Source organism: Streptomyces sp. NPDC096311, assembly GCF_044763085.1.
In the GTDB taxonomy this organism is placed as follows: domain Bacteria; phylum Actinomycetota; class Actinomycetes; order Streptomycetales; family Streptomycetaceae; genus Streptomyces.
This window is the reverse complement of record NZ_JBIWFN010000042.1, coordinates 17,669-35,389: the sequence shown is the minus strand read 5'-3', so window position 1 is coordinate 35,389 and position 17,721 is coordinate 17,669. Positions and strand designations below refer to the sequence as shown.

Annotated in this window: 22 protein-coding genes and 1 pseudogene; 7 read left to right on the top strand and 16 right to left on the bottom strand. The window is 69.7% G+C overall.

Translation table 11 applies throughout. The features are described 5' to 3' along the window. Positions 1 to 167: 167 nt before the first annotated feature. Positions 168 to 1,286, top strand: a complete 1,119-nt coding sequence (locus ACIRA5_RS51825) for an IS630 family transposase (RefSeq protein ID WP_403705192.1) — start codon at positions 168 to 170, stop codon at positions 1,284 to 1,286. Between the two features lie 9 nt (positions 1,287 to 1,295). Here the strand turns inward: ACIRA5_RS51825 and ACIRA5_RS51820 are convergent, their stop codons facing one another. The 3 genes from ACIRA5_RS51820 to ACIRA5_RS51810 all read right to left on the bottom strand — a co-directional run bounded on the left by ACIRA5_RS51820 (position 1,296) and on the right by ACIRA5_RS51810 (position 2,349). Further along, entirely contained in the window at positions 1,296 to 1,640 is a 345-nt protein-coding gene (locus tag ACIRA5_RS51820; protein ID WP_392271469.1) for a type II toxin-antitoxin system PemK/MazF family toxin, read from the bottom strand. Positions 1,641 to 1,770: 130 nt separating this feature from the next. Next, positions 1,771 to 2,079, bottom strand: coding sequence for a hypothetical protein (locus ACIRA5_RS51815; RefSeq protein WP_403705189.1), 309 nt, complete (start codon positions 2,077 to 2,079; stop codon positions 1,771 to 1,773). Positions 2,080 to 2,199: 120 nt separating this feature from the next. Further along, positions 2,200 to 2,349, bottom strand: coding sequence for a hypothetical protein (locus ACIRA5_RS51810; RefSeq protein ID WP_403705187.1), 150 nt, complete (start codon positions 2,347 to 2,349; stop codon positions 2,200 to 2,202). A gap of 18 nt (positions 2,350 to 2,367) precedes the next feature. Here ACIRA5_RS51810 and ACIRA5_RS51805 point away from each other — a divergent pair, with 18 nt between their 5' ends. Next, entirely contained in the window at positions 2,368 to 2,643 is a 276-nt protein-coding gene (locus ACIRA5_RS51805) for a hypothetical protein (RefSeq protein ID WP_403705184.1), read from the top strand. A gap of 136 nt (positions 2,644 to 2,779) precedes the next feature. Here the strand turns inward: ACIRA5_RS51805 and ACIRA5_RS51800 are convergent, their stop codons facing one another. Further along, positions 2,780 to 3,184, bottom strand: coding sequence for a hypothetical protein (locus ACIRA5_RS51800; RefSeq protein WP_403705181.1), 405 nt, complete (start codon positions 3,182 to 3,184; stop codon positions 2,780 to 2,782). A gap of 69 nt (positions 3,185 to 3,253) precedes the next feature. Beyond that, a complete protein-coding gene (locus tag ACIRA5_RS51795) occupies positions 3,254 to 3,403 on the bottom strand; it encodes a hypothetical protein (protein WP_403705179.1) in 150 nt (49 codons plus the stop codon). Positions 3,404 to 3,697: 294 nt separating this feature from the next. On the opposite strand from ACIRA5_RS51795, the gene ACIRA5_RS51790 reads away from it, so the two are divergent. From ACIRA5_RS51790 to ACIRA5_RS51775, 4 genes and pseudogenes are all read left to right on the top strand, one after another. Next, positions 3,698 to 5,617 (top strand): hypothetical protein, encoded by a 1,920-nt coding sequence (locus ACIRA5_RS51790; protein WP_403705176.1) that lies wholly within the window; start codon positions 3,698 to 3,700, stop codon positions 5,615 to 5,617. 565 nt (positions 5,618 to 6,182) lie between these two features. Next, entirely contained in the window at positions 6,183 to 6,326 is a 144-nt protein-coding gene (locus ACIRA5_RS51785) for a hypothetical protein (RefSeq protein WP_403705173.1), read from the top strand. Then, positions 6,327 to 6,719: a hypothetical protein gene (locus ACIRA5_RS51780; protein WP_403705170.1), complete on the top strand. Its 393-nt coding sequence runs from the start codon at positions 6,327 to 6,329 to the stop codon at positions 6,717 to 6,719. It begins immediately after the preceding gene. A gap of 6 nt (positions 6,720 to 6,725) precedes the next feature. Beyond that, positions 6,726 to 6,911, top strand: a pseudogene (locus ACIRA5_RS51775) (DUF6207 family protein); the annotation flags it as partial. A 333-nt stretch (positions 6,912 to 7,244) separates the two neighbouring features. Here the strand turns inward: ACIRA5_RS51775 and ACIRA5_RS51770 are convergent. The 3 genes from ACIRA5_RS51770 to ACIRA5_RS51760 all read right to left on the bottom strand — a co-directional run bounded on the left by ACIRA5_RS51770 (position 7,245) and on the right by ACIRA5_RS51760 (position 10,867). Further along, complete coding sequence (locus ACIRA5_RS51770; protein ID WP_403705167.1) at positions 7,245 to 8,156, bottom strand: alpha/beta fold hydrolase; 912 nt, start codon at positions 8,154 to 8,156, stop codon at positions 7,245 to 7,247. 319 nt (positions 8,157 to 8,475) lie between these two features. After that, on the bottom strand, positions 8,476 to 9,384 hold the full coding sequence (locus tag ACIRA5_RS51765; protein ID WP_403705196.1) for an aldo/keto reductase: 909 nt from the start codon (positions 9,382 to 9,384) through the stop codon (positions 8,476 to 8,478). A gap of 265 nt (positions 9,385 to 9,649) precedes the next feature. After that, a complete protein-coding gene (locus ACIRA5_RS51760; RefSeq protein WP_403705164.1) occupies positions 9,650 to 10,867 on the bottom strand; it encodes an MFS transporter in 1,218 nt (405 codons plus the stop codon). 54 nt (positions 10,868 to 10,921) lie between these two features. On the opposite strand from ACIRA5_RS51760, the gene ACIRA5_RS51755 reads away from it, so the two are divergent. Further along, a complete protein-coding gene (locus ACIRA5_RS51755) occupies positions 10,922 to 11,665 on the top strand; it encodes an AraC family transcriptional regulator (protein ID WP_403705162.1) in 744 nt (247 codons plus the stop codon). A 491-nt stretch (positions 11,666 to 12,156) separates the two neighbouring features. Here the strand turns inward: ACIRA5_RS51755 and ACIRA5_RS51750 are convergent, their stop codons facing one another. The 8 genes from ACIRA5_RS51750 to ACIRA5_RS51715 form a co-directional block, all read right to left on the bottom strand. Then, complete coding sequence (locus tag ACIRA5_RS51750; RefSeq protein WP_403705159.1) at positions 12,157 to 12,723, bottom strand: peroxiredoxin; 567 nt, start codon at positions 12,721 to 12,723, stop codon at positions 12,157 to 12,159. A gap of 610 nt (positions 12,724 to 13,333) precedes the next feature. Further along, positions 13,334 to 14,200, bottom strand: a complete 867-nt coding sequence (locus ACIRA5_RS51745; RefSeq protein WP_403705157.1) for an alpha/beta fold hydrolase — start codon at positions 14,198 to 14,200, stop codon at positions 13,334 to 13,336. Positions 14,201 to 14,246: 46 nt separating this feature from the next. Further along, positions 14,247 to 14,693 (bottom strand): recombinase family protein, encoded by a 447-nt coding sequence (locus ACIRA5_RS51740; RefSeq protein ID WP_403705155.1) that lies wholly within the window; start codon positions 14,691 to 14,693, stop codon positions 14,247 to 14,249. Positions 14,694 to 14,756: 63 nt separating this feature from the next. Beyond that, positions 14,757 to 15,413 (bottom strand): DNA-3-methyladenine glycosylase I, encoded by a 657-nt coding sequence (locus ACIRA5_RS51735; protein ID WP_403705153.1) that lies wholly within the window; start codon positions 15,411 to 15,413, stop codon positions 14,757 to 14,759. Then, entirely contained in the window at positions 15,410 to 16,084 is a 675-nt protein-coding gene (locus tag ACIRA5_RS51730) for an alpha-ketoglutarate-dependent dioxygenase AlkB family protein (RefSeq protein WP_403705151.1), read from the bottom strand. Before ACIRA5_RS51730 ends, ACIRA5_RS51735 begins: the two co-directional genes overlap by 4 nt. Then, positions 16,081 to 16,650: a hypothetical protein gene (locus ACIRA5_RS51725; RefSeq protein WP_403705148.1), complete on the bottom strand. Its 570-nt coding sequence runs from the start codon at positions 16,648 to 16,650 to the stop codon at positions 16,081 to 16,083. The genes ACIRA5_RS51730 and ACIRA5_RS51725 overlap by 4 nt, the downstream gene beginning before the upstream one ends. After that, the gene (locus ACIRA5_RS51720; RefSeq protein WP_403705146.1) at positions 16,647 to 16,949 is read right to left on the bottom strand and encodes an Ada metal-binding domain-containing protein; all 303 of its coding nucleotides are present in this window, start codon (positions 16,947 to 16,949) and stop codon (positions 16,647 to 16,649) included. The genes ACIRA5_RS51725 and ACIRA5_RS51720 overlap by 4 nt, the downstream gene beginning before the upstream one ends. Next, positions 16,946 to 17,677 (bottom strand): 2OG-Fe(II) oxygenase, encoded by a 732-nt coding sequence (locus ACIRA5_RS51715; RefSeq protein WP_403705143.1) that lies wholly within the window; start codon positions 17,675 to 17,677, stop codon positions 16,946 to 16,948. Before ACIRA5_RS51715 ends, ACIRA5_RS51720 begins: the two co-directional genes overlap by 4 nt. Between the last annotated feature and the right edge of the window lie 44 nt (positions 17,678 to 17,721).

Below are 17,721 nucleotides of genomic sequence, written 5' to 3'. Positions count from 1 at the left end.
CCTGCACCACCTGCCACCGCCCCCTGCCCAGAACATCCCCCACCAGCCAGAACCTCAGAGCCAGAGCAACCTAACGGAGTCCTACTAGTGCTGTGACCGGGAACGTTTGCCGGGTTGCTCGTTGTGCTGGTCGGATGTGACGACTTCGACTGGCATGGGGAGGCGGGATGGCGTTACCGGTCAGGGTCCGTGGGCTGACCGAGCAGGAGGGGCAGAAGCTGCAGCAGATCGTTCGGAGGGGCAGCACCAGCTCGGTGCGGTTTCGGCGGGCGATGATGGTGCTGGCCTCGGCCGGCGGCAGCGCGGTCCCGGTGATCGCGCGGTTGGTCCAGGCGGATGAGGACACCGTCCGCGACGTGATCCACCGCTTCAACGAGATCGGGCTCGCATGCCTGGACCCTCGGTGGGCGAGAGGCCGTCCCCGCCTGCTGAATCGTGACGACGAGGACTTCGTCATCCAGACGGCCACCACCCGCCCAACCCTGCTGGGCAAGCCCTTCACCCGCTGGTCGGTCCGAAAGCTCGCCGACCACCTGCGGCGCAACATCTCCCGGCCAGTGCTGATCGGCCGGGAAGCCCTGCGCTGTCTGCTGGCCCGCCGGGGGATCTCCTTCCAGCGCACGAAGACCTGGAAGGAGTCCCCGGACCAGGCCTTCGACGCCAAGCTCGCCAGGATCGAGTACGCGATCAACGAAAGACCAGACCGCACGTTCGCGTTCGACGAGTTCGGCCCCCTCGGCATCCGTCCCGTCGCCGGATCCTGCTGGGCCAAGCAGGGCAAACCGAACCGGCTGCCGGCCACCTTCCGCCGCACCCACGGGATCACCTACTTCCACGGCTGCTACTCGGTCGGCGACGACAAACTGTGGGGCGTCAACCGCAGACGCAAAGGCATCGACCACACCTGGGCAGCCCTGCGATCGATCCGGGCCACCCGCCCGGACGGCGGCCCCATCTACGTGATCCTCGACAAACTCTCCGCCCACCTGAACTGGAGAATCCGCAGGTGGGCGGCAAAGAACAAGGCCGAACTGTGCTTCACCCCGACCTACGCATCCTGGGCGAACCCCATCGAGGCCCACTTCGGGCCGCTGCGGCAGTTCACCCTGGCCAACTCGCATCATCCGAACCACACGATCCAGACCCGGGCCCTGCACGCCTACCTGCGCTGGCGGAACAAGAATGCCCGCCACCCTGACGTCCTGGCCACCCAGCGCAAGGAACGCGCCCGCATCCGCAGCGAGAAGGGCCTTCGCTGGGGAGGCCGACCCCCGCTCGTTGCCTGATCAAGCAGCCTAGTGCGCCGCCTGCTCGAGACCACCGGCACGGAGGGCATCCTCGATCTCGCCGAGCTTCGCTGACGACAAGACTCCCACCTGCTCGGTCAGATCTTCCTGGGCCAGCGTGACCAGCCAAGTGCACGGGACAAGACCGGGACGTGGCAGCGCCACTCGAAGGACGCCCTCGAGAGGCAGCCCCTCGGGCGCCCCCACTGCCACCTCGACGGCCACACCGCTGATCTCGGTCCCCGCAGGAGCGACGACCTGCATCGCTCGGAACCCGGACGCTTCGTCTCCTGACAGCAGTACTACCGGCCGCCGCTCGTCAAAGTCCGCCAACCAGACCTCGCCGCGCTGCATGTGCCCTCCCGACGCAGGATCGCGGGGGAACCTTGCACGCCCCGGACCGAACACCTCATTGTCGGCCGTAATCCAACCAGTCCAGCGGTCGCAGCGGCCAGCGAACCCGGTGAACCTTCGCGGTACAGCACTAGGCGAGCCGGCGCAGCCAGCCTCGGACGCCCGACTCGCACGCCGCCGGATCGAAGCGCCCGTGCGCGGCAGCGAGCCACGCTGTGCGGATGATGTCGTCCGGCAACGGAGAGTCCAGGAGACAGCGCACGTCGACGCCCAGCTCGACCGCGCCCTCGCCCTCGGTGGCGGCGGCGACTTCGGACGCGAGGTGCAGTGCCTGTGTCTCGTCGGGGGATCCGGTCGTCACGGACAGCTTTTCGGCGAGTGCGCTGAGGCCGAAGTCGCCCTCGTAGAGAATGCCGTATTGCTCACGCTGTCTCGTCATGGTGCATTGCCCTGCCTTCGAAAGACGTCGGCGGGTGGGTCCGTCCCATTGCCGGGACGGACCCACCTGCGGTGGAAGTCAGCCGTTCACGCCCTGTGTCTGGGTGCCCGTCGGGCTCCCTTACTTGGACAACGGATACGAATCGAACACGATGAAGCCTTCATGGCCCTTCTTGCCCGGAAGCCACTTCAGGACCACTCGCACCTCGTTCCCCGCGGCCTCCGCGGGGCCGCTCGCCTTGTACACGGTGCCCAGCGATTCGTACTCCACGCGGCCCTGGCCGCCGCAGTGCGAAGGGCCCTCGGAGACCTGACACCGTCCCAGGAGCAGAGTCTGACGCTGCGGTTCTGGCAGGAGCTGCCCTACTTCGAGATCGCCAGGCGGCGCTGGACAACTTCCTGGCCAAGCGGAAACAGTGGCACGGCTCCGGAAGGCACCCGCCGACCGGAAGAGTCGATGTTCAAGGGTCTGGCCCCGATCAGCACGCTGTGGACCAACGCCGACATCGCGCAGCAGGCCGTCGACCGGGTCCTTGCCGGACTGCCCGCAGCAGATCAACTTTGAGGCAGGCTCCTAGAGCACCAAGGAACAGGACGCTTTCCGTTCGGGCGGACCGGTGAGGCGGCCTGTACAGCAGCCTGGATGATCAATGCCAGGTGTCTCTGCGCAGGCCCTCCTGGGCATGGCCACTCGGACGAGCTCAGTTATGTTGTCCGAGCCTCGACGTCTTCAAGGGCTTCGCGGGTGATCTCGGGACCGAAGACGGAATCGTTCTCCATCCCCTCGGGCAGGTGGCTTCGGCTGTCCTTGCGAAAGAGGAACGTGCCACGGGGGGGGTGAGAACGCCCGCACCGATCCTGTCGGCGAGTTCAGCGATGACGCCACGGATCTTACCCAGGGCGGGACGCTCGACCCCAACCATGTTGCCAGAGATAGACAGTTCGGCTTCTCCGCCGTCATCCGCGCGGATCCAGAAGTCCATACCGTCGGCCGTCGTTTTCCCGGGCACGGCACCATATGGAGCGAGAACCGCCCGCACCACGTCCATGTCAGGCGGAACAAGTTCACCGTCCACGAACCTATAGAGCCCCAGGGTGTCACTCATTGCACTCCTCTTGCTGCTAGGAAGACGACGGGTGTCTCCGTCATTCCTGCAGGGGGAGACACCCGTTGTTCAGCCCGTGATTGGGACGGGCCTGAACACGAACTCGATGCCCTTGACGTCGTTATCGATCGCCCAGAGTCGCAAAGCAGTGGCGGTTCTCTCGTTGTTCATGTACCGCACGACGGGCACACCATTGGCTGCCGCGACCTGTTTCTTCATCGTTGTGGTCTCCGCAGTCGGAAACTTGAGCTTGCCGGTGCTCGGGTTGATGAAGTTGTCGGGATAGTGCAGGTTCTTGGCGTCGAGGAGTGCTCGAAGCGGTCCCCGTGCCGGCCTGGGCAGGTGTCTCCTGGAGCCTGAGAAAGCTGCCGATGCTCAAGTGGGGGCCGATTCCAGCTGCCCGGGTGGGGCCGCCGAACGACGTCGCAGTCAATGACGTGTACGCGGGTGAGGGCCGGTTGGGCCCGGGCTGAGGGCCTTGTCCCACCGCGAGCCGGCGGGGATCATGACCGCGTGCAGCACCCAGAGGAACTCCACGAACTACTCACACGCGCCGGACTCACGGTCGTTGAGGACGTGCGTCCGGGCAACCTGTTCCCGCCGGAGGCCGGCTGGCGGATCGCGCGGGGGATCGCGGCGCCGGACGGCGTGGCCCGGGAAGCGCTCGATGCCGCGTGGTGGCGGCGTCTTTGCGATGTCGACGGTGAGTTCTTGGTGGCCGTCCTCAGGCACCGGATCGGCGGCAACGACTCCTGGTGGACCCGGGTCCGGCACGCCGGGAGCGGCGTGCCGGAGTTGACCGGCGCCCCCGGGTTCGTGGCGCTCTCCCTCGACGGGCAGGTGCTGCTGGCGGAGGTGCCCGGCGCGGGCGGGCCTCGGGTGACGGCCCTTGACCGACTGCCGGAGCGGCTGGAGGAGGCCGCCGAGGCCGCCGGGCGCGAGACGGAGGTCGAGCGCGCCGAGGTGTGGGCAGCGGTGCCCGGCCGACATGCGTGGCCTCTGCACTGGGCGGAGGGGATCGGGTCCAATCCGGCCGCGACGGACGAACTGCTGATCCGGCTGCTGGATGTGGAGGAGGGCTTCCTGCACGGATGCGACCGGCCCGCCGTCCTCGACGCCGCCGTGGCGCACCCCGATCCGCGGGTGCGGTCAAGGCCCGCCGACACCTTCCGGCCCAAACTCACGTCCGATCAGTGGGTACACCTGATCCGCGCCGAGCCGTCGCCGAATCGACGCGTGCTCTGGGCGGAGCAGGCCTGCATCTGGGGCGCGGAACTCCCCGAGGACCTGTACAACGACCTCTTCGCCGGCCCGTCCCGCGCGCGAGCCGCCGAACTCCCGGGGCTCCCCGCACAGCACCTCCCTGACCTCGCGGCCGACGGCGATCCCCGGGTGCGGACGGCGGCCTGTGCCCGGTGGGAGGACCTCGCTGCGCCGCTGCGGGAGCGGCTGCTGGCCGACACCGACTACGCGGTGCGAACGGCTGCGCTGCTCGCCCACCACACCGGCGTACCCATGCCTCGCGAGGTTTTCGCCGCCCTGCCCGACCCGCGGCGGGCGCTCGAACGGTGCCGCCTCGCGCCCGAGCTGGAGGCGGAGCTGGTCCGGGACGGGGATGCGGAGGTACGTCGGGCGCTGGCCGCCAACCCGGGCCTGGGCGCGCACGGCGTCGCCGTGCTGACACAGGACCCGCAGGACAACATCCGCTCCGCGGTAGCGCTGCGCCCCGACCTCACCGAGGAGCAACGTGCCGCGGTGCGCCACGACTTCGACTCGACGTCGATGTCGCACATCCTTCCCTGGGTCGAGGACCTGCACGGCGACGCCGACGCGATGCGCCGTCTCGCCGCGTCGTCCCACCCGCTGGTCCGCCGCAGTGTGGCCCGAGCCCGGCACCTCCCACCGGATGTCGTGGCGTGCCTGGCGCGGGACGAGGACCGGGTGGTCCGCCTGTTCCTCGCCGAATCGTGCGAGGACGCGCCGGCCGACATGCTGCTGGAGGTCTGGCGCTGGTGGGACGGCAGCTTCAGCCACCCCGACCGGCCCCGCAGCCACCCCAACTTCCCCCGTACGGGCCTGCTGCGCTACACCGCCGACCCCAGCGGGCGGATGCGCCGCCTGGCCCTGGACGATCCGGAGTCGACACCGGCCGACGTCGCACGCCTGGCACGGGATCCCGAAGCCGAGGTGCGCCGCCGCGCGGCTGAGGACCCCCGGCTGTCACCGGCCGACGCGGTGCGGCTGCTGAACGACCCGGAGGCTTACGTCCGCGGCACCGCGGTGCGCAATCCGCGGCTGCCCGCCCGCGTCCTGGCCGGGCTGCTGCACGACCGCGACACGGCATGCCCAGCGGTCACCAACCCGGCGATCCCGGTCCCCGTCCTGCACCGCATCGTGGCCGCGGCCGCGACAGCCGTGGCAGCCCGGCGCTGAACACCGACACCCCGTACGGCGGCCGTGGCGGTCCGACGCTGAACCCCGGCACGCCTAGCCAGCCACCCTTACTCCAACTCCGCGAGCACCCACCGTACCCGGTCGTACGTGCGCCGCCAGCGCACCTGCGGGGTTGGCCGCGAAATCCGTTCGGCGGCCCCACCCGGGCGGCTGGAATCGGCCCCCACTTGAGCATCGGCAGCCTTCTCAGGCTCCAGGAGAGAGCTGCCCATGCCGGCACGGGGACTGCTTCGAGCCGTCATGGATCTTCACGAACGGGGCCGCTTCGAGTCGTCATGCCGGGGCCGGATCACGACGTCGTAGCAAGCCAACCAGGCCGACGTGACGCCGACCTGCCCACCGGCCCGGCGACGGACCTGATGCTCAGGCCGTTCCTCTGTGGATAAAGTCCGGAGATTTCTCCCCCTCTCCGAACTGGGGCGAACTAGGGCTGTATGGGTTGAACGGGCTCCGCTGTGTCGACGCGCCTGACGGGATCGGCAGCATCACTGCCTACGCCACCGAGGTCGCTCTCCCGGCGACGGGCACGCGGAAGAACCCTGGCATGGGATGTGCGTGGGCCGACATCGTCCTCATCGCCCCGGAGGTGGGGCTGCCGCTGTTGTCCATCGAGGCTGACAACTGCACCGAGGAAGCCCCGATCATCGCGGCCAAGTTCGACAAGTACATGCGCCACTTCCACCGCTAGTTGAAGGACACCGACGGCCGGGACAAGCCGATGTGGCGCACCCGCTGGTCCGCACCCGATCCCCAGTGGGGTGACGCGACGCACCTGCCGGTCCTCCTGGTCTTCAAACAGGTCGGCCCGCGGCCCGCGCTGAAGCAGATGGAGAAGGTCGCCGCCCTCACCCGCGAGCACTGGCAGGGCCGGTGGGCCGAGGGCGGCTTCCGCATCTACGACGGGAAGATGCCGATCGTGGCGACCACGCTGGAGTTGCTGCGCGAGCACGGCCCGGCCGGGCCCGCGTTCTGGCGCTTCGGCCGCCAGGACGGCCAGAACCTCTGGGAAGCGATCGGTAACCCCCGCCGGGATGCCGCCCTCGCCCGCCGCGCCGAAGACGCGCGGCGCCGTCTCGCGTAAACGGCGCTCGCCAGGATGTGGGCCACCGCGCCCGCCGACCGGACTACCCGTACGCCCGGCGAGCCGGGTGTACGGCTGCGCTGCTACCTGGACCTGCGCCAGCCCATCAGCTCGCCCCCGGTGCCGGCTGACGCGGTGCCGATGTCCTCGCCGCGCGAGGTCTTCGCCTTTCCCTCGGCCATCCGTTGCTGAGGAGTGGGCTGCTGCCTTGGTCGGTCTCCGAGTTCGTGTCGCCCAGGGCAGCCTTGTGGAGTGCAGACGTGCCGCTTTCGTGAGCCCGGAGCAAGGCTGTGCCGACCATGGCGGCGTGGATGACGGCCGTAGGGCGCCGGGCATGTTGGCGAAGCCGGCTCGGGTGGCGCCCCACGGAGATCATCCTGGCCAGGATGCCTCAAGGTCGGACCGGCCTCGCCAATGGATTGACTTACTCTCCCACTCCGACGGCCAGGCGTGGAAGTGACTGGATCTCACAAGGGTCGGGGAACTCTTCGGTGTCCGCACCTGCTCAGTTCCGGCAGCAAGACTTCACGCCTTTTGCTCCGGCCGGTGTGCCTCGACGTGCGACAGGATGAGACGTGTCACCGCTTCCGGCTGGTCGAGTTGGAGGAAGTGCCCGGCCCCCTGCAGGCGCTCGAAGCGCCATGGGCCGTCGACCCATTCGCCCGAGCGTGCCATCTGCTCCAGGCCGCAGTAGACCTCTTGCGTGGGCCAGACGCCGAGAACGGGAACCGACACCCGTGGGATAGGGCCCCGCGCATTCGCCGGGTTGGCGTTGGCCTGGTAGCAGTTCACCAGGGCGCGGAGGGCTCCGGGCCGCTCCAGGTCGTGGATCCAGGCATCGGCTTCGGGATGGTTCTGGACCCACCACCGGAACGTGGACCAGGGGCCGCCGTCGCCCTCGGTCTCGCCGCGCAGCCACTCCTCGGCGTCGGGCAGCAGCAGCCGGAGCATGTACCACGACATCTGTCGCTGCTCGTACCCTGCTGCCTTCCGGGCGCTGGGGTGGCCGACGGACAGGGCGGTGAAAGATGTCACCCGGTCTGGCCGGGCTGCGGCCATGGACCAGGTCGACAGCGCGCCGCGGTCGTGCCCGACGAGGTGGAACGTGTCGGCGCCCCGGGCGTCGGCGACCGCCCACAGGGACTCTTCGTCCATGGCGATCGTGTAATTCTGCGACCCGGCAGGGATGTCCGAGTCGCCGTGGCCGAGGAGATCCGGCGCGATCACTCGGTAGCCCGCCTCCAGCAGCCCGGGGATCTGGTGCCGGTAGACCGCGGACGAGTCGGGGATGCCGTGGACCAGCATGATGGTCTCAGGGCCGGAGCCTGCTTCGTAAACGGCGATGCGGTGGCCGCTGAAGTCGACGTTGTGACGCGTCATCCCGGTGAGCCGGTGAAAGGGTGCCGTGCGGTTCTCTGATGCCTGAGCCTGTGTCATGAACCTGTTCCTGTTCCTGGTGCGTGGTGTGGTGCAAGGCCGACACGCCTGCTGGCTACCACGCTGCAACGGTGCGGCGCGGCCATCCGAGGTGGCGCGTTCTTGCCGTGGCGCGGCGCCCGCGGGGGGAGGTTGTGGTTTCGGTGGTGCAGTGACCGGCCATGTCCATGCGGCATGGCCCGAGTCAGGGGTCAGCGCGATCGGCGGGGTGCTGGTGGCGGCGGCGCCCGCGTGGCCAGCTCCTGGCCGTCGGCGGATCCGGTGGTCCGGGAGGGCGTGGAAATGGAACGGGGCGGCCTGGAGGCCGCCCCGTCAGGGCTCATGCTCCGGCGGGTACGTCGAATTCAGGCGCGAGGGTCTTGCCGAGCTCGTCGAGTTCGGTGAACTGTTCGTCGGTCAGCCTGATGCTGCCGGCGGCGAGGTTCTCCTCCAGGTGTTCTAGGGAGCTGGTGCCGGGGATGGGCAGGATCACCGGGGAGCGGTGCAGGAGCCAGGCCAGCGACAGTTGCGCGGTGGTGACCTCCAACTCGCGTGCGGTGTCTGAGAACTTGGTGCCCGGTTCGGCGAGGATGCCCTGCGCGATGGGGAACCACGGGATGAAAACGATGCCCAGTTCGGTGCACCGGTCGAGAACCGGCTCGGAGTCGCGCACGACGAGGTTGTATCGGTTCTGGACGGTCGCGATGTCCAGTCCGAAGGCCAGCGCCCGTTCCAGCGTCGGCACATCGACCTCCGACAGGCCCAGGTGTCGGATCTTGCCCTCCTCCTGCAACGCCTTGAGCGTGGCGAATTGCGCTTCCTCGGGCACGTCAGGGTCGATGCGGTGCAGTTGCCACAGGTCGATCACATCGGTCTTCAGCCGGCGTAGTGACGTCTCTGCCTGCTGCCTCAGGTAATCCGGGCGGGCGAAGTGGTGCCACTGGCTCGGCCCGGTCCGCAAGAACCCGGCCTTCGTGCCGATCACCAATTGCGCCGGATACGGATACAGGGCCTCGGCGATCAGCTCTTCATTGAGGTTGGGGCCATAGCTGTCGGCGGTGTCGATGAAGTTCACCCCGAGCTCGACCGCCCGCCGCAGCACCGCCCGGGCGCCGTCCGGATCGGCGGGCGGGCCCCAGATTCCGGGGCCGGTCAGCCGCATCGCCCCGTACCCGAGGCGGTGAACAGCAAGGTCACCGCCGAGGACGAACGTACCCGAGGCTTCGGCCCCTGCATGGGGAGAAAACATACGTTGGCACCTTCCCTGTGAACTGCTCGGCAGCCACCGCATCCGCAGACGTACGGGGACTGGACACGGCCTTTCCCCATGCCGCTGGGGCCGGTTTGCTCAGGTTGCGCTGCCGCTTTCGTGTCCCATCGTTGCCGTCGGTCGGCAGATTTTCCGGCGGCATTCGGACGTCGCGTTTCACCGCGCCTGTGTCAGCGGGTGTGCTGCCGTCGGAGCCGGGCCGGGCTTGTGTACGCAGGTTGCCTCACCGGCATCCGCAGGCCGCTCAGCGGTGGTCCGACTGGTGGACGGAAAGGGACGTGGCGTTCGTGTTGTCCGAGTCCGCTTGCGGCGCAGCCTTCAGCCGCGGTGCGGCGGGTTCGGGCAGGGCGCGGAACAGCTGCCAGCACAGGACCGGCATGAGGACGAGGGGCGCAAGGGCGGTCTGCAGCGATGTCGCGTCGGCGAGGCTGCCGATGACGGGGCTGATCAGGCCGCCGATGCTGACTGCCAGGCCCAGCGTGATCCCGCTGGCGGTGCCGACCCGTGAGGGCAGGTAGTCCTGGCCGAGCGTGACCTGCAGCGAGAACGGCACGTAGAGGCCGGCCGAGGTCAGGGCCACAAACAGGTACAGAGCCGGGCCTGGTACGAAGACCACGCCCGCGACCGATCCGATCGAGATCAGGTAGGCCCAGCGTGCGACCGTGACCCGGCCCCAGCGGCCCGCGAGTGCGCCGCCCAGCACGGAACCGGCCGCGCCACCGAGATAGAGCACGAACAGGGCCACGGTGCCCGTCGCGGTGCCGCCGCCCACTCGCTGCCGGGCATACAGGGAAAGGAACGCGCTCAGTCCCATGAAGACGACCGATCGGCATGCCACGGCCAGTGACAGCTTCACGAACGAGGTCCTGTCGTCCTCTCCTGTCGGCGCAGGCTCCGCGGCGCCGGCCGCCTGCTGCCGTCCCAGCGCGCGCAGCACGGGCAGGCACAGCACGCTGCCGACGAGGGCCGGCAGTACCAGCAGCGGTGTCAGACGCAGCCCACCGGCCCCCACCACCGCGCCCACCGTGACCGGAGCGAGAGCGAAGCCGATGTTGCCGCCGGTGGAGAACCAGCCCATGGCGCTGTGGCTGCCCTGGCTGGCGATCCGGGCGACCCGCGCGGACTCGGGATGGTAGGCGGCCACACCGGCACCGGAAACCGCCACGAACAGCAGGAGCAGACCGTACGAGCCGCTCACCCCGCTCAGGGCGATGCCCGCCCCGCCCAGCAAGGTGCTGACCGGCAGCAGCCAAGGCATCGCCCAGCGGTCGGTCAGCACGCCGAACACCGGGTGCACCACCGAGGACAGCACGGAGGCAGCCAGCACTATGCCGGAGACGGTGGCGTAGCTGTAAGCGCGCTCGGCGACGAAGAACGGAATCAGAGACGCCACCGCACCCTGGTAAACGTCGACGCAAGCATGCCCGAGAGCCAGGAGAGAGATCGAGGTTTTCCTTCGCATCCCCTCATGCTCCGGAGCCACCCGTGTGTCGTGCTTCCGATAAACTGCCAACTAATGACGCAGATCCGCCATGCGCCGGTCGCTCCGACGCGCACCCAGCTGCTGGCGCCCGGCGGCATGATCGACGCCCACCGGCACGACGACCACCAGATCGTCTACGCCGGACGCGGCGTACTGGCCGTGACCACCAGCTCCGGCTCCTGGGTCGCCCCGGGAAACCGCGCCATCTGGGTACCGGCCGGCACTGTCCACGCCCACCAGGCCCACGGGGAAATCGAACTGCACCTGGTGGGACTGCCCGCCACCGACAACCCGCTGGGCCTGGACGCCCCGACCGTGCTTGCCGTGGGCCCCCTGCTGCGTGAGCTGATCATCGCCTACACCCGCACGCCCGACGACGACACCCCGGAACGCTCACGGCTGCGTGCCGTCCTGCTCGACCAGCTGCGAGCCTCACCCCAGCAGCCCCTGCATCTGCCCACGCCGGCCTCACCCCCGCTGCGCGCGCTGCGCGAGATCCTGCACGCCGATCCGGCCGACAACCGCACCCTCGACGAACTGGGCCGCCAGGTCGGCGCAAGCAGCCGGACCTTGCCCCGGCTGTTCCGCAGCGACCTCGGCATGACCTTCCCCCAGTGGCGCACGCAGCTGCGCCTCCAGCACGCCTTGGTCCTGCTGGCCGACAAGGAACCGGTGACCACCGTCGCGCACCAGTGCGGTTGGTCCTCGGCCAGTGCGTTCATCGACGTCTTCCGGCACACCTTCGGCCACACACCAGGCTCCCATCCGGCAAAGTGACCGGCCCGCCTTTCGGCAAGCGGGCCGACTCAGCAGCGTGGGATGCGTCAGGCTCGGTCGTCGTCGTCATCGTCGCCGATCGATAGCGGAATGCGGGCACCGCCCGTCTACGGCCCCGGCTGCCAAGGGCCGCCCGCACGGCCGGTGTTCGTCATGCACCGCAGGCCGGGCCCCGGCAGGCTCGTGCGTCCGCGCGACGTCTGCCCGGACCCCGACCCGGTCCGCCACGCGTACGGATAAAACACCGCTTACCGCTGCACACGCACATGGCCATCGGCGGCACGGGGCGAAGGGGCTGGGGCCTGCACGAGCGGTGGCACTTCGGCCCCCGCCTTGGCGAGGCCGAATTGCCAGAGGGCCGATGCTCATGGCTCAGTCACGGCGCGGGAAGCCGGAGAACGTGCGGTGCTGCTTTCACCCGTCGGCGGAGACGATCACCGAGATCACCCGTCTGCGCGGGCTGGGAGGCGGCGGCGCCTGATGGGGCACGTCTATAGCGGGTTGTCCCGCAGCCAGGCCAGGACCTGGCTGGCATGCAAGTCCGGCGGGAAGATGGGGTAGAAGACGTGCTCGATCACGTTGTCGCGGACGATCAGAGTCATCCGCTTGTACAGCGTCAGACCGCCGGTGGCGAAGGTAGGCAGGCCGAGCGCGCGGGTGAGGCGGTGCGCAGGGTCGGAGAGCATTTGAAACGGCAGGTGAAGCCGGTCGACGACCTCTTGCTGGTATTCGGTGTCCTGGCTCGACAGGCCGAACACGCCGACCGCGCCGGCGTCGAGCAGGTCCTGATGGTGGTCCCGGAAGCTGCACGTCTCCGGAGTGCAGCCGCGGGCGCCGGGGATCGAGTCCCAGCCGTCGGGAAGGTCGGTTCCCGGGCGGCCGGTGAGCGGGTAGATGTAGATCACTGTCCGGCCTGCGCCGAGCGCGTCAAGGCGCATTGTCGTGTCGCCGGTGGCCTGCAGTTCCAGGTGGGGCAGCTTCATGCCGGGCAGATGGGCGGCTGCGCCGTCGTCCTCGGGCACGGGCAGGTCGGCGGGCAGGCTCGTGTAGTCAGTCATCTGGTCCTCTCTTCGGTGACCGCTGGGACGTGCGCTTGGGCGGGGGTCAGGGCAACGAAGACGAACTCTTCGTTGAAGGGGCATCGCGGCCGCAGGCCGCCTCGTACCTGCTGTCGGCGCTGTTCACGGAACCACGGTGCGGCGCATCCTGCCCGGATGCTGGCGGGATACAGACATCGTGCTCGCGGGTCGGACCGGCCATGCGCGCAGCCCCGGTGCCCGGAGTCGGCCCGCACGCCGGGAGGCGCCCCTCTTGCCCGCGGGTGCTCTCGCGCAGCGCGTGCAGTCGAGACGCCATCGGCAGCAGATCCAGGCGGAGCACGCCGTCGCGGGGGCGAGTTCGCGGCTGAGGCAGCGTGCGCACAGCCTGCCCGCATGATCTCCAGCGCGACTCCGGCCCCATCGTGGCCGCGGGCGAGGAGTTCGTGCGGCCGGCGGAGCGCCTGGTGGCGCCGGGAACCGACGGGCAGCCCTCCGTGTCGCGCGCGGCGACCGCGGCCCGGCGGGTGCAGGCTCTGCGGCGAGGTCGATCCAAAGGCCGGTCAACCAGGTGGCGTCTTTGTCGGTGCTCAGCGCCCCTCTTCCACGGGCTCTTCAGCGGCAGCGTGGCTCAGCTGGGGTTCTTCCAGAAGGCGCGCAGTTCGTTGGTGAGGGCGGCGGGGCGTTCTTCGGGGAAGAGGAGGTGGGCGCCGCTGTATTCGACACGGCGGCGGGTGCCGGGGACGGTGTCGGCGAGCCAGTGGGACCACTTGACGTCGAAGAAGATGTCGCCGGTGCCCCACACGATGAGGGTGGGGGTGTCCAGGTTCTTGAGCTGGCCCTCGGCGCGGACGGTCTGGGCCGGGTCGAAGGCGAGGATGAAGCGTTCCAGGTCCTTGACGCGCTGCGGCTGGGAGAGCAGGGGCTGGATGTAGGCGTCGATGGTGTCGTCGGTGATGTCGGCGGGGTGTTCGTAGGCGCCTTCGAAGCCGTCGGGGCCGCGGTAGGCGTTCTTGTCCGCCGCCATAGCGGCGATCCGCTCGGGCAGGCCGCCCCCGGCGACCATCTGGGTGAAGCCTGCGAAGTCTGCGGGGGGCCAGTTGTCGTGGACGTCGCCGTTGGTCAGCGTGAGGGTGCGCAGGCGGTCCCGGTTGTGCACGGCGAAGATCTGGGCGATGCCGACGCCGCTGTCGTTGGCGATCAGATCGATCTGGGCGATGTCGAGGGCGTCCAGGAATTCGAGGAGCATGACGGCCTGGGCCTCGAAGGAGACGTCCTGTCCGGGGGCGATGGTGGTGTGGCCGTGGCCCATCAGGTCGAGGGCGATGCATCGGCGGGTGTCGGACAGGGCGTCAAACTGGTGGCGCCACAGGAAGCCGTTGACGATGACGCCGTGGACGAACAGGGCGACGGGTCCCTCGCCCTTCTCCGCATAGGCGATGGTGCCGGAGGGCGTGTCGACGGTCTTGCGGAGGGCGTCGTAGCCGGTGCGGTCCATGAGCGCGGTTCTCCTGCTGTCCGTGGGGCGGGGCGGTGGCGGGTGTTCAGGCGGTGCGGCCGAGTCGGCTGAGCGTGTCGAGAAATGCCTCGCGCATGTCGTGGCCGCGCTGCTGGGCGAGTTCGGTGTGGCAGGCGGCGACGAGGAGGAAGGTGTCGAAGACGCTGCGGCCGGCTTCGTTGGCGGGGTCGAGGAGCAGGCCGCCGACGCTCAGGCGGATCTCGCGGTCGATGAGTTGGGGGGTGAGTTCTTCCAGGGCTTCGAGAGAGGGGGCCAGCCGGTCCAGGGCGGTGATGACGAGGGTGTCGCCGGGGCGGGTGGAGGCGAGGGCGTCGGTGAGTCCTTCCTGGGAGACGAGGTGGCCGGTGCGGCCGCGGTCCCAGTGGATGTCCTCTTCGGCGACGCCGAGGTCGCGCAGCCGGGTGTACTGGTCATGGAAGTCGGCGGGGTCGTTGCGGACGCGTCCGTAGCCGATGAGTCGGGTGCCGGTCATGCGCGCGGGCTCCTTTCGTCGAGGTTGGGCGTCGTCCCTGACCCCACCACCAGAGTGGGTTTCTTATGTCGATTTGTCTGGCGGGATTCGGTCATCGGGCTCGGAGGGTTGTGAAGTCCGGTGGTGGCAGGTGTGGGCGTAAAAGGCGCCGCGACGGTGGCAGGTGACGAGGTGTGTGTTGATGAGACCGGTGGCCTCCATGAGGGCGTACATGCCGGTGGGGCCGACGAAGGTGAAGCCGTGGGCGCGCAGGGCGTTTGCGAGGGCTGCGGACTCGGGGCTGCTGGTGGGGATGTCGGCGTGCTGGTGGGGCTCCGGGGTGGTGGCCGGACGGTGGGCGAGGACGAGTTGTTCGAGGCCGCCGCAGTCGTGGAGGCGCAGGCGGACCACGGCGCGGGCGTTGGTGCGGGCGGCCTCGATCTTCTTCCGGTTGCGGATGATGCCCGCGTGGCCGGTGAGTTGTTCGAGACGGCTGTCGCTGAGCCGTGCGACGGTGTCGGGGTCGAAGCCGTCAAAGGCATCACGGAAGGCGGGGCGTTTGGCGAGGACGGTGCGCCAGCTCAGGCCGGCCTGGAAGCCTTCGAGGGTGATGCGTTCGAACAGAGCCGCCTCGCCGATGACGGGCAGGCCCCATTCGGTGTCGTGGTAGTCGCGCAGCAGGTCGTCAGTGGCGGCCCACGGGCAGCGGGCACGTCCGTCCGCGCCCATCACGGTGGTCACCGCGTCTCCTCGGGGTCGGTGAGGCCGGTGACGCGCATCGTGATGTTCAGCCGGCTGGAGTCCAGACCGCAGGCGGGGTCGGCGGTGCCTTCATGGACCTTGGGGACGCCGTGGTAGACGTAGCGGGAGGGGCCGCCGAAGACGAACAGGTCGCCGGAGGCCAGTTCGATGTCCGTGTAGGGCTGGGTGCGGGTCTGCGTGTTGCCGACGCGGAAGACGCAGGTGTCGCCGATGGACAGGGACACGACGGGTGCTGAGGAGTGTTCGTCTTTGTCCTGGTGCATGCCGAGCCGGGCCTGCCCGTCGTAGAAGTTGATGAGTGCGGTGTCCGGGGTGTAGCCGTCCGCCGTCTGCTGGTCGTGGTACGCCGCGCGCACGGCGCGGCGGCCGAGGCGGACCATCCAGTCGGGGAACGGGGCAACCTGTTCGCCGTTCACGTCGCCGGCGGTACGGGTGTAGCGGTAGGGCTGCCAGTGCCAGCCGATGCAGACGGTCTGCACGGACATGACGCCGCCGCGCGGCAGCCGGGTGTGGCGGATGGGGACCGGTCCGGTGGCCCAGGTGCGGCAGGCGGCGACCAGTTCACGCTGCTCATCGAGGGTGAGCCAGCCCGGCACGTGCACCGCGCCGGGGGCGACCTCCATGGCGGGACGGGGAATCAGCGCGCTCACGCGCTCACCTCCGCCGGCGGGTAGGAGGTGACCCAGGCCCCGTGTACGCCCCAGGTGCCGCCGTCGGCGCTCGCGCCGCGCAGCCCGCTCAGGATGCCGGGGCCGGCGAGCGCGGGCAGGCGGGAGGTGCTCAGCGAGGCGAATGCCACGGCGCGGGACGGGTCGAAGTCGGTGGACGTGCGCAGGCGGCGCGCGAGTTGGGCGAAGCCCAGCACGGAGGCGGCGATCACCCAGGTGTCAGGGGTCTGGGCGGTCAGCCGCCTTGCCGGACGCAGCCAGGACGCGGCCGTCTCCGGCCAGTCGACGATCGTGAGTACGCGTCCGCCGCGGGCCGTCCACGCGTCCTGGAACGCCTGCGCGGCTGTGCGGGAGGCGTCATCACGGCTGTGCCCGATCACGGCCGTTTCGATCCGCTGCCTCGGCGCCGTCAGAAGGCCGAGGAGTGAGGCGAGTTCGGCGCGGGTGTGCGGCTGGGGCAGGGGCAGGTCGTCGGCGTGGGCGGCGAGGTCGGCGGGGCTGATGAGGGGGGAGCGGAAGCCTTCGTCCTGCTCGGTGAGGGGGTTCATCGGGTGGTGCTTTCTCGGTCGGCTTTCCAGCGGGCGTAGTCGGCGGGCAGGCACACGGCGCAGGGCCGGTATCCGGCGGCGACGGCGGTGGCCTCGTCAGCGAAGAACACCCGGTGGGTGACGTAGTGGCCGTGGGCGATGGCCCGCAGCGCGGACGGGCAGTCCAGCCGCCCGTACAGCCGGCCGCGGCGGTGTCCGCCGAGCGTGCCGGGTGTCGGGCTCTGGTAGGGCTGTCCGTCCGCGCCGCGCAGGGTGTAGGTGCGTACGGGCTCGCCGCCGTCGGCTGGGGCTGGGGTCATGCGGCGTCGTGGAAGACGAGGCCGAGGGTGTGCCGGCGGCCGGAGCGGACGGTGCTCACGCCGTGCCGCATCGGCCCGTTCGACCAGCCGCGTGTGGTGGCCACCGGCCGGTCGCGGGTGGTGAAGACCAGGCCGTGGCCCTGGGGCAGAGTGGTGGCCGAGCCGCGCGTCTGTGCCCGGGGCCGCTGTTCGGTCATCAGGAACTCCCCGCCGGTGAAGTCGGTGCCGGGGGCGTCGAGGCCGATGACGACCTGCAGGGGGAAGAGCATGTCGCCGAACACGTCGCGGTGCAGGGCGTTCCAGTCGCCGGGACCGTAGCGCAGAAGAATCTGCGCGGACTTGGCCTGCCCGGCCTCGTGGCACATCTCCAGCCATTCGGTCAGGGTGTCGGGCCAGGGGGCGGCCTTTCCCAGCTTGGTGGCCCAGTTGTGTGCGATGGGCAGCAGGCGGGGGTAGAACGCTTCGCGCAGGTCCCGCACGAGGTCGGGCAGATCGTGTGTGAAGTAGCGGTACTGGCCGGAGCCGAAGCGGTGGCGGGCCATGTCTACGGTCGTACGGAAGCGGTCGGGCTGGTCGTAGAGGCCGATGAGCTCGCGGCACTCGGCGGGGGTGATCAGCGGCCCGGTCAGGGCGTTGCCGTGCGCGTCGAGTTCGGCCGCCAGGGCGGTCCAGTCGGTCTGTGCGACCCGGCCTGCGACCGGGCCCGTGAGCCGGGTGGTCTCGGTCATGACGGAGATTCCTTGGGTCGGTGAGGGGGGCGGGGCCGCCCGGC

Coding starts and splice junctions, on each gene's coding strand:
- ACIRA5_RS51770 (WP_403705167.1), bottom strand. CDS start 8,156: ATGACACAGGCTCAGGCATCAGAGAACCGCACGGCACCCTTTCACCGG.
- ACIRA5_RS51715 (WP_403705143.1), bottom strand. CDS start 17,677: ATGACCGAGACCACCCGGCTCACGGGCCCGGTCGCAGGCCGGGTCGCA.
- ACIRA5_RS51760 (WP_403705164.1), bottom strand. CDS start 10,867: ATGCGAAGGAAAACCTCGATCTCTCTCCTGGCTCTCGGGCATGCTTGC.
- ACIRA5_RS51800 (WP_403705181.1), bottom strand. CDS start 3,184: ATGAGTGACACCCTGGGGCTCTATAGGTTCGTGGACGGTGAACTTGTT.
- ACIRA5_RS51765 (WP_403705196.1), bottom strand. CDS start 9,384: ATGTTTTCTCCCCATGCAGGGGCCGAAGCCTCGGGTACGTTCGTCCTC.
- ACIRA5_RS51750 (WP_403705159.1), bottom strand. CDS start 12,723: ATGACTGACTACACGAGCCTGCCCGCCGACCTGCCCGTGCCCGAGGAC.
- ACIRA5_RS51815 (WP_403705189.1), bottom strand. CDS start 2,079: ATGACGAGACAGCGTGAGCAATACGGCATTCTCTACGAGGGCGACTTC.
- ACIRA5_RS51820 (WP_392271469.1), bottom strand. CDS start 1,640: ATGCAGCGCGGCGAGGTCTGGTTGGCGGACTTTGACGAGCGGCGGCCG.
- ACIRA5_RS51755 (WP_403705162.1), top strand. CDS start 10,922: ATGACGCAGATCCGCCATGCGCCGGTCGCTCCGACGCGCACCCAGCTG.
- ACIRA5_RS51795 (WP_403705179.1), bottom strand. CDS start 3,403: ATGAAGAAACAGGTCGCGGCAGCCAATGGTGTGCCCGTCGTGCGGTAC.
- ACIRA5_RS51745 (WP_403705157.1), bottom strand. CDS start 14,200: ATGGACCGCACCGGCTACGACGCCCTCCGCAAGACCGTCGACACGCCC.
- ACIRA5_RS51785 (WP_403705173.1), top strand. CDS start 6,183: ATGGGATGTGCGTGGGCCGACATCGTCCTCATCGCCCCGGAGGTGGGG.
- ACIRA5_RS51720 (WP_403705146.1), bottom strand. CDS start 16,949: ATGACCCCAGCCCCAGCCGACGGCGGCGAGCCCGTACGCACCTACACC.
- ACIRA5_RS51740 (WP_403705155.1), bottom strand. CDS start 14,693: ATGACCGGCACCCGACTCATCGGCTACGGACGCGTCCGCAACGACCCC.
- ACIRA5_RS51825 (WP_403705192.1), top strand. CDS start 168: ATGGCGTTACCGGTCAGGGTCCGTGGGCTGACCGAGCAGGAGGGGCAG.
- ACIRA5_RS51725 (WP_403705148.1), bottom strand. CDS start 16,650: ATGAACCCCCTCACCGAGCAGGACGAAGGCTTCCGCTCCCCCCTCATC.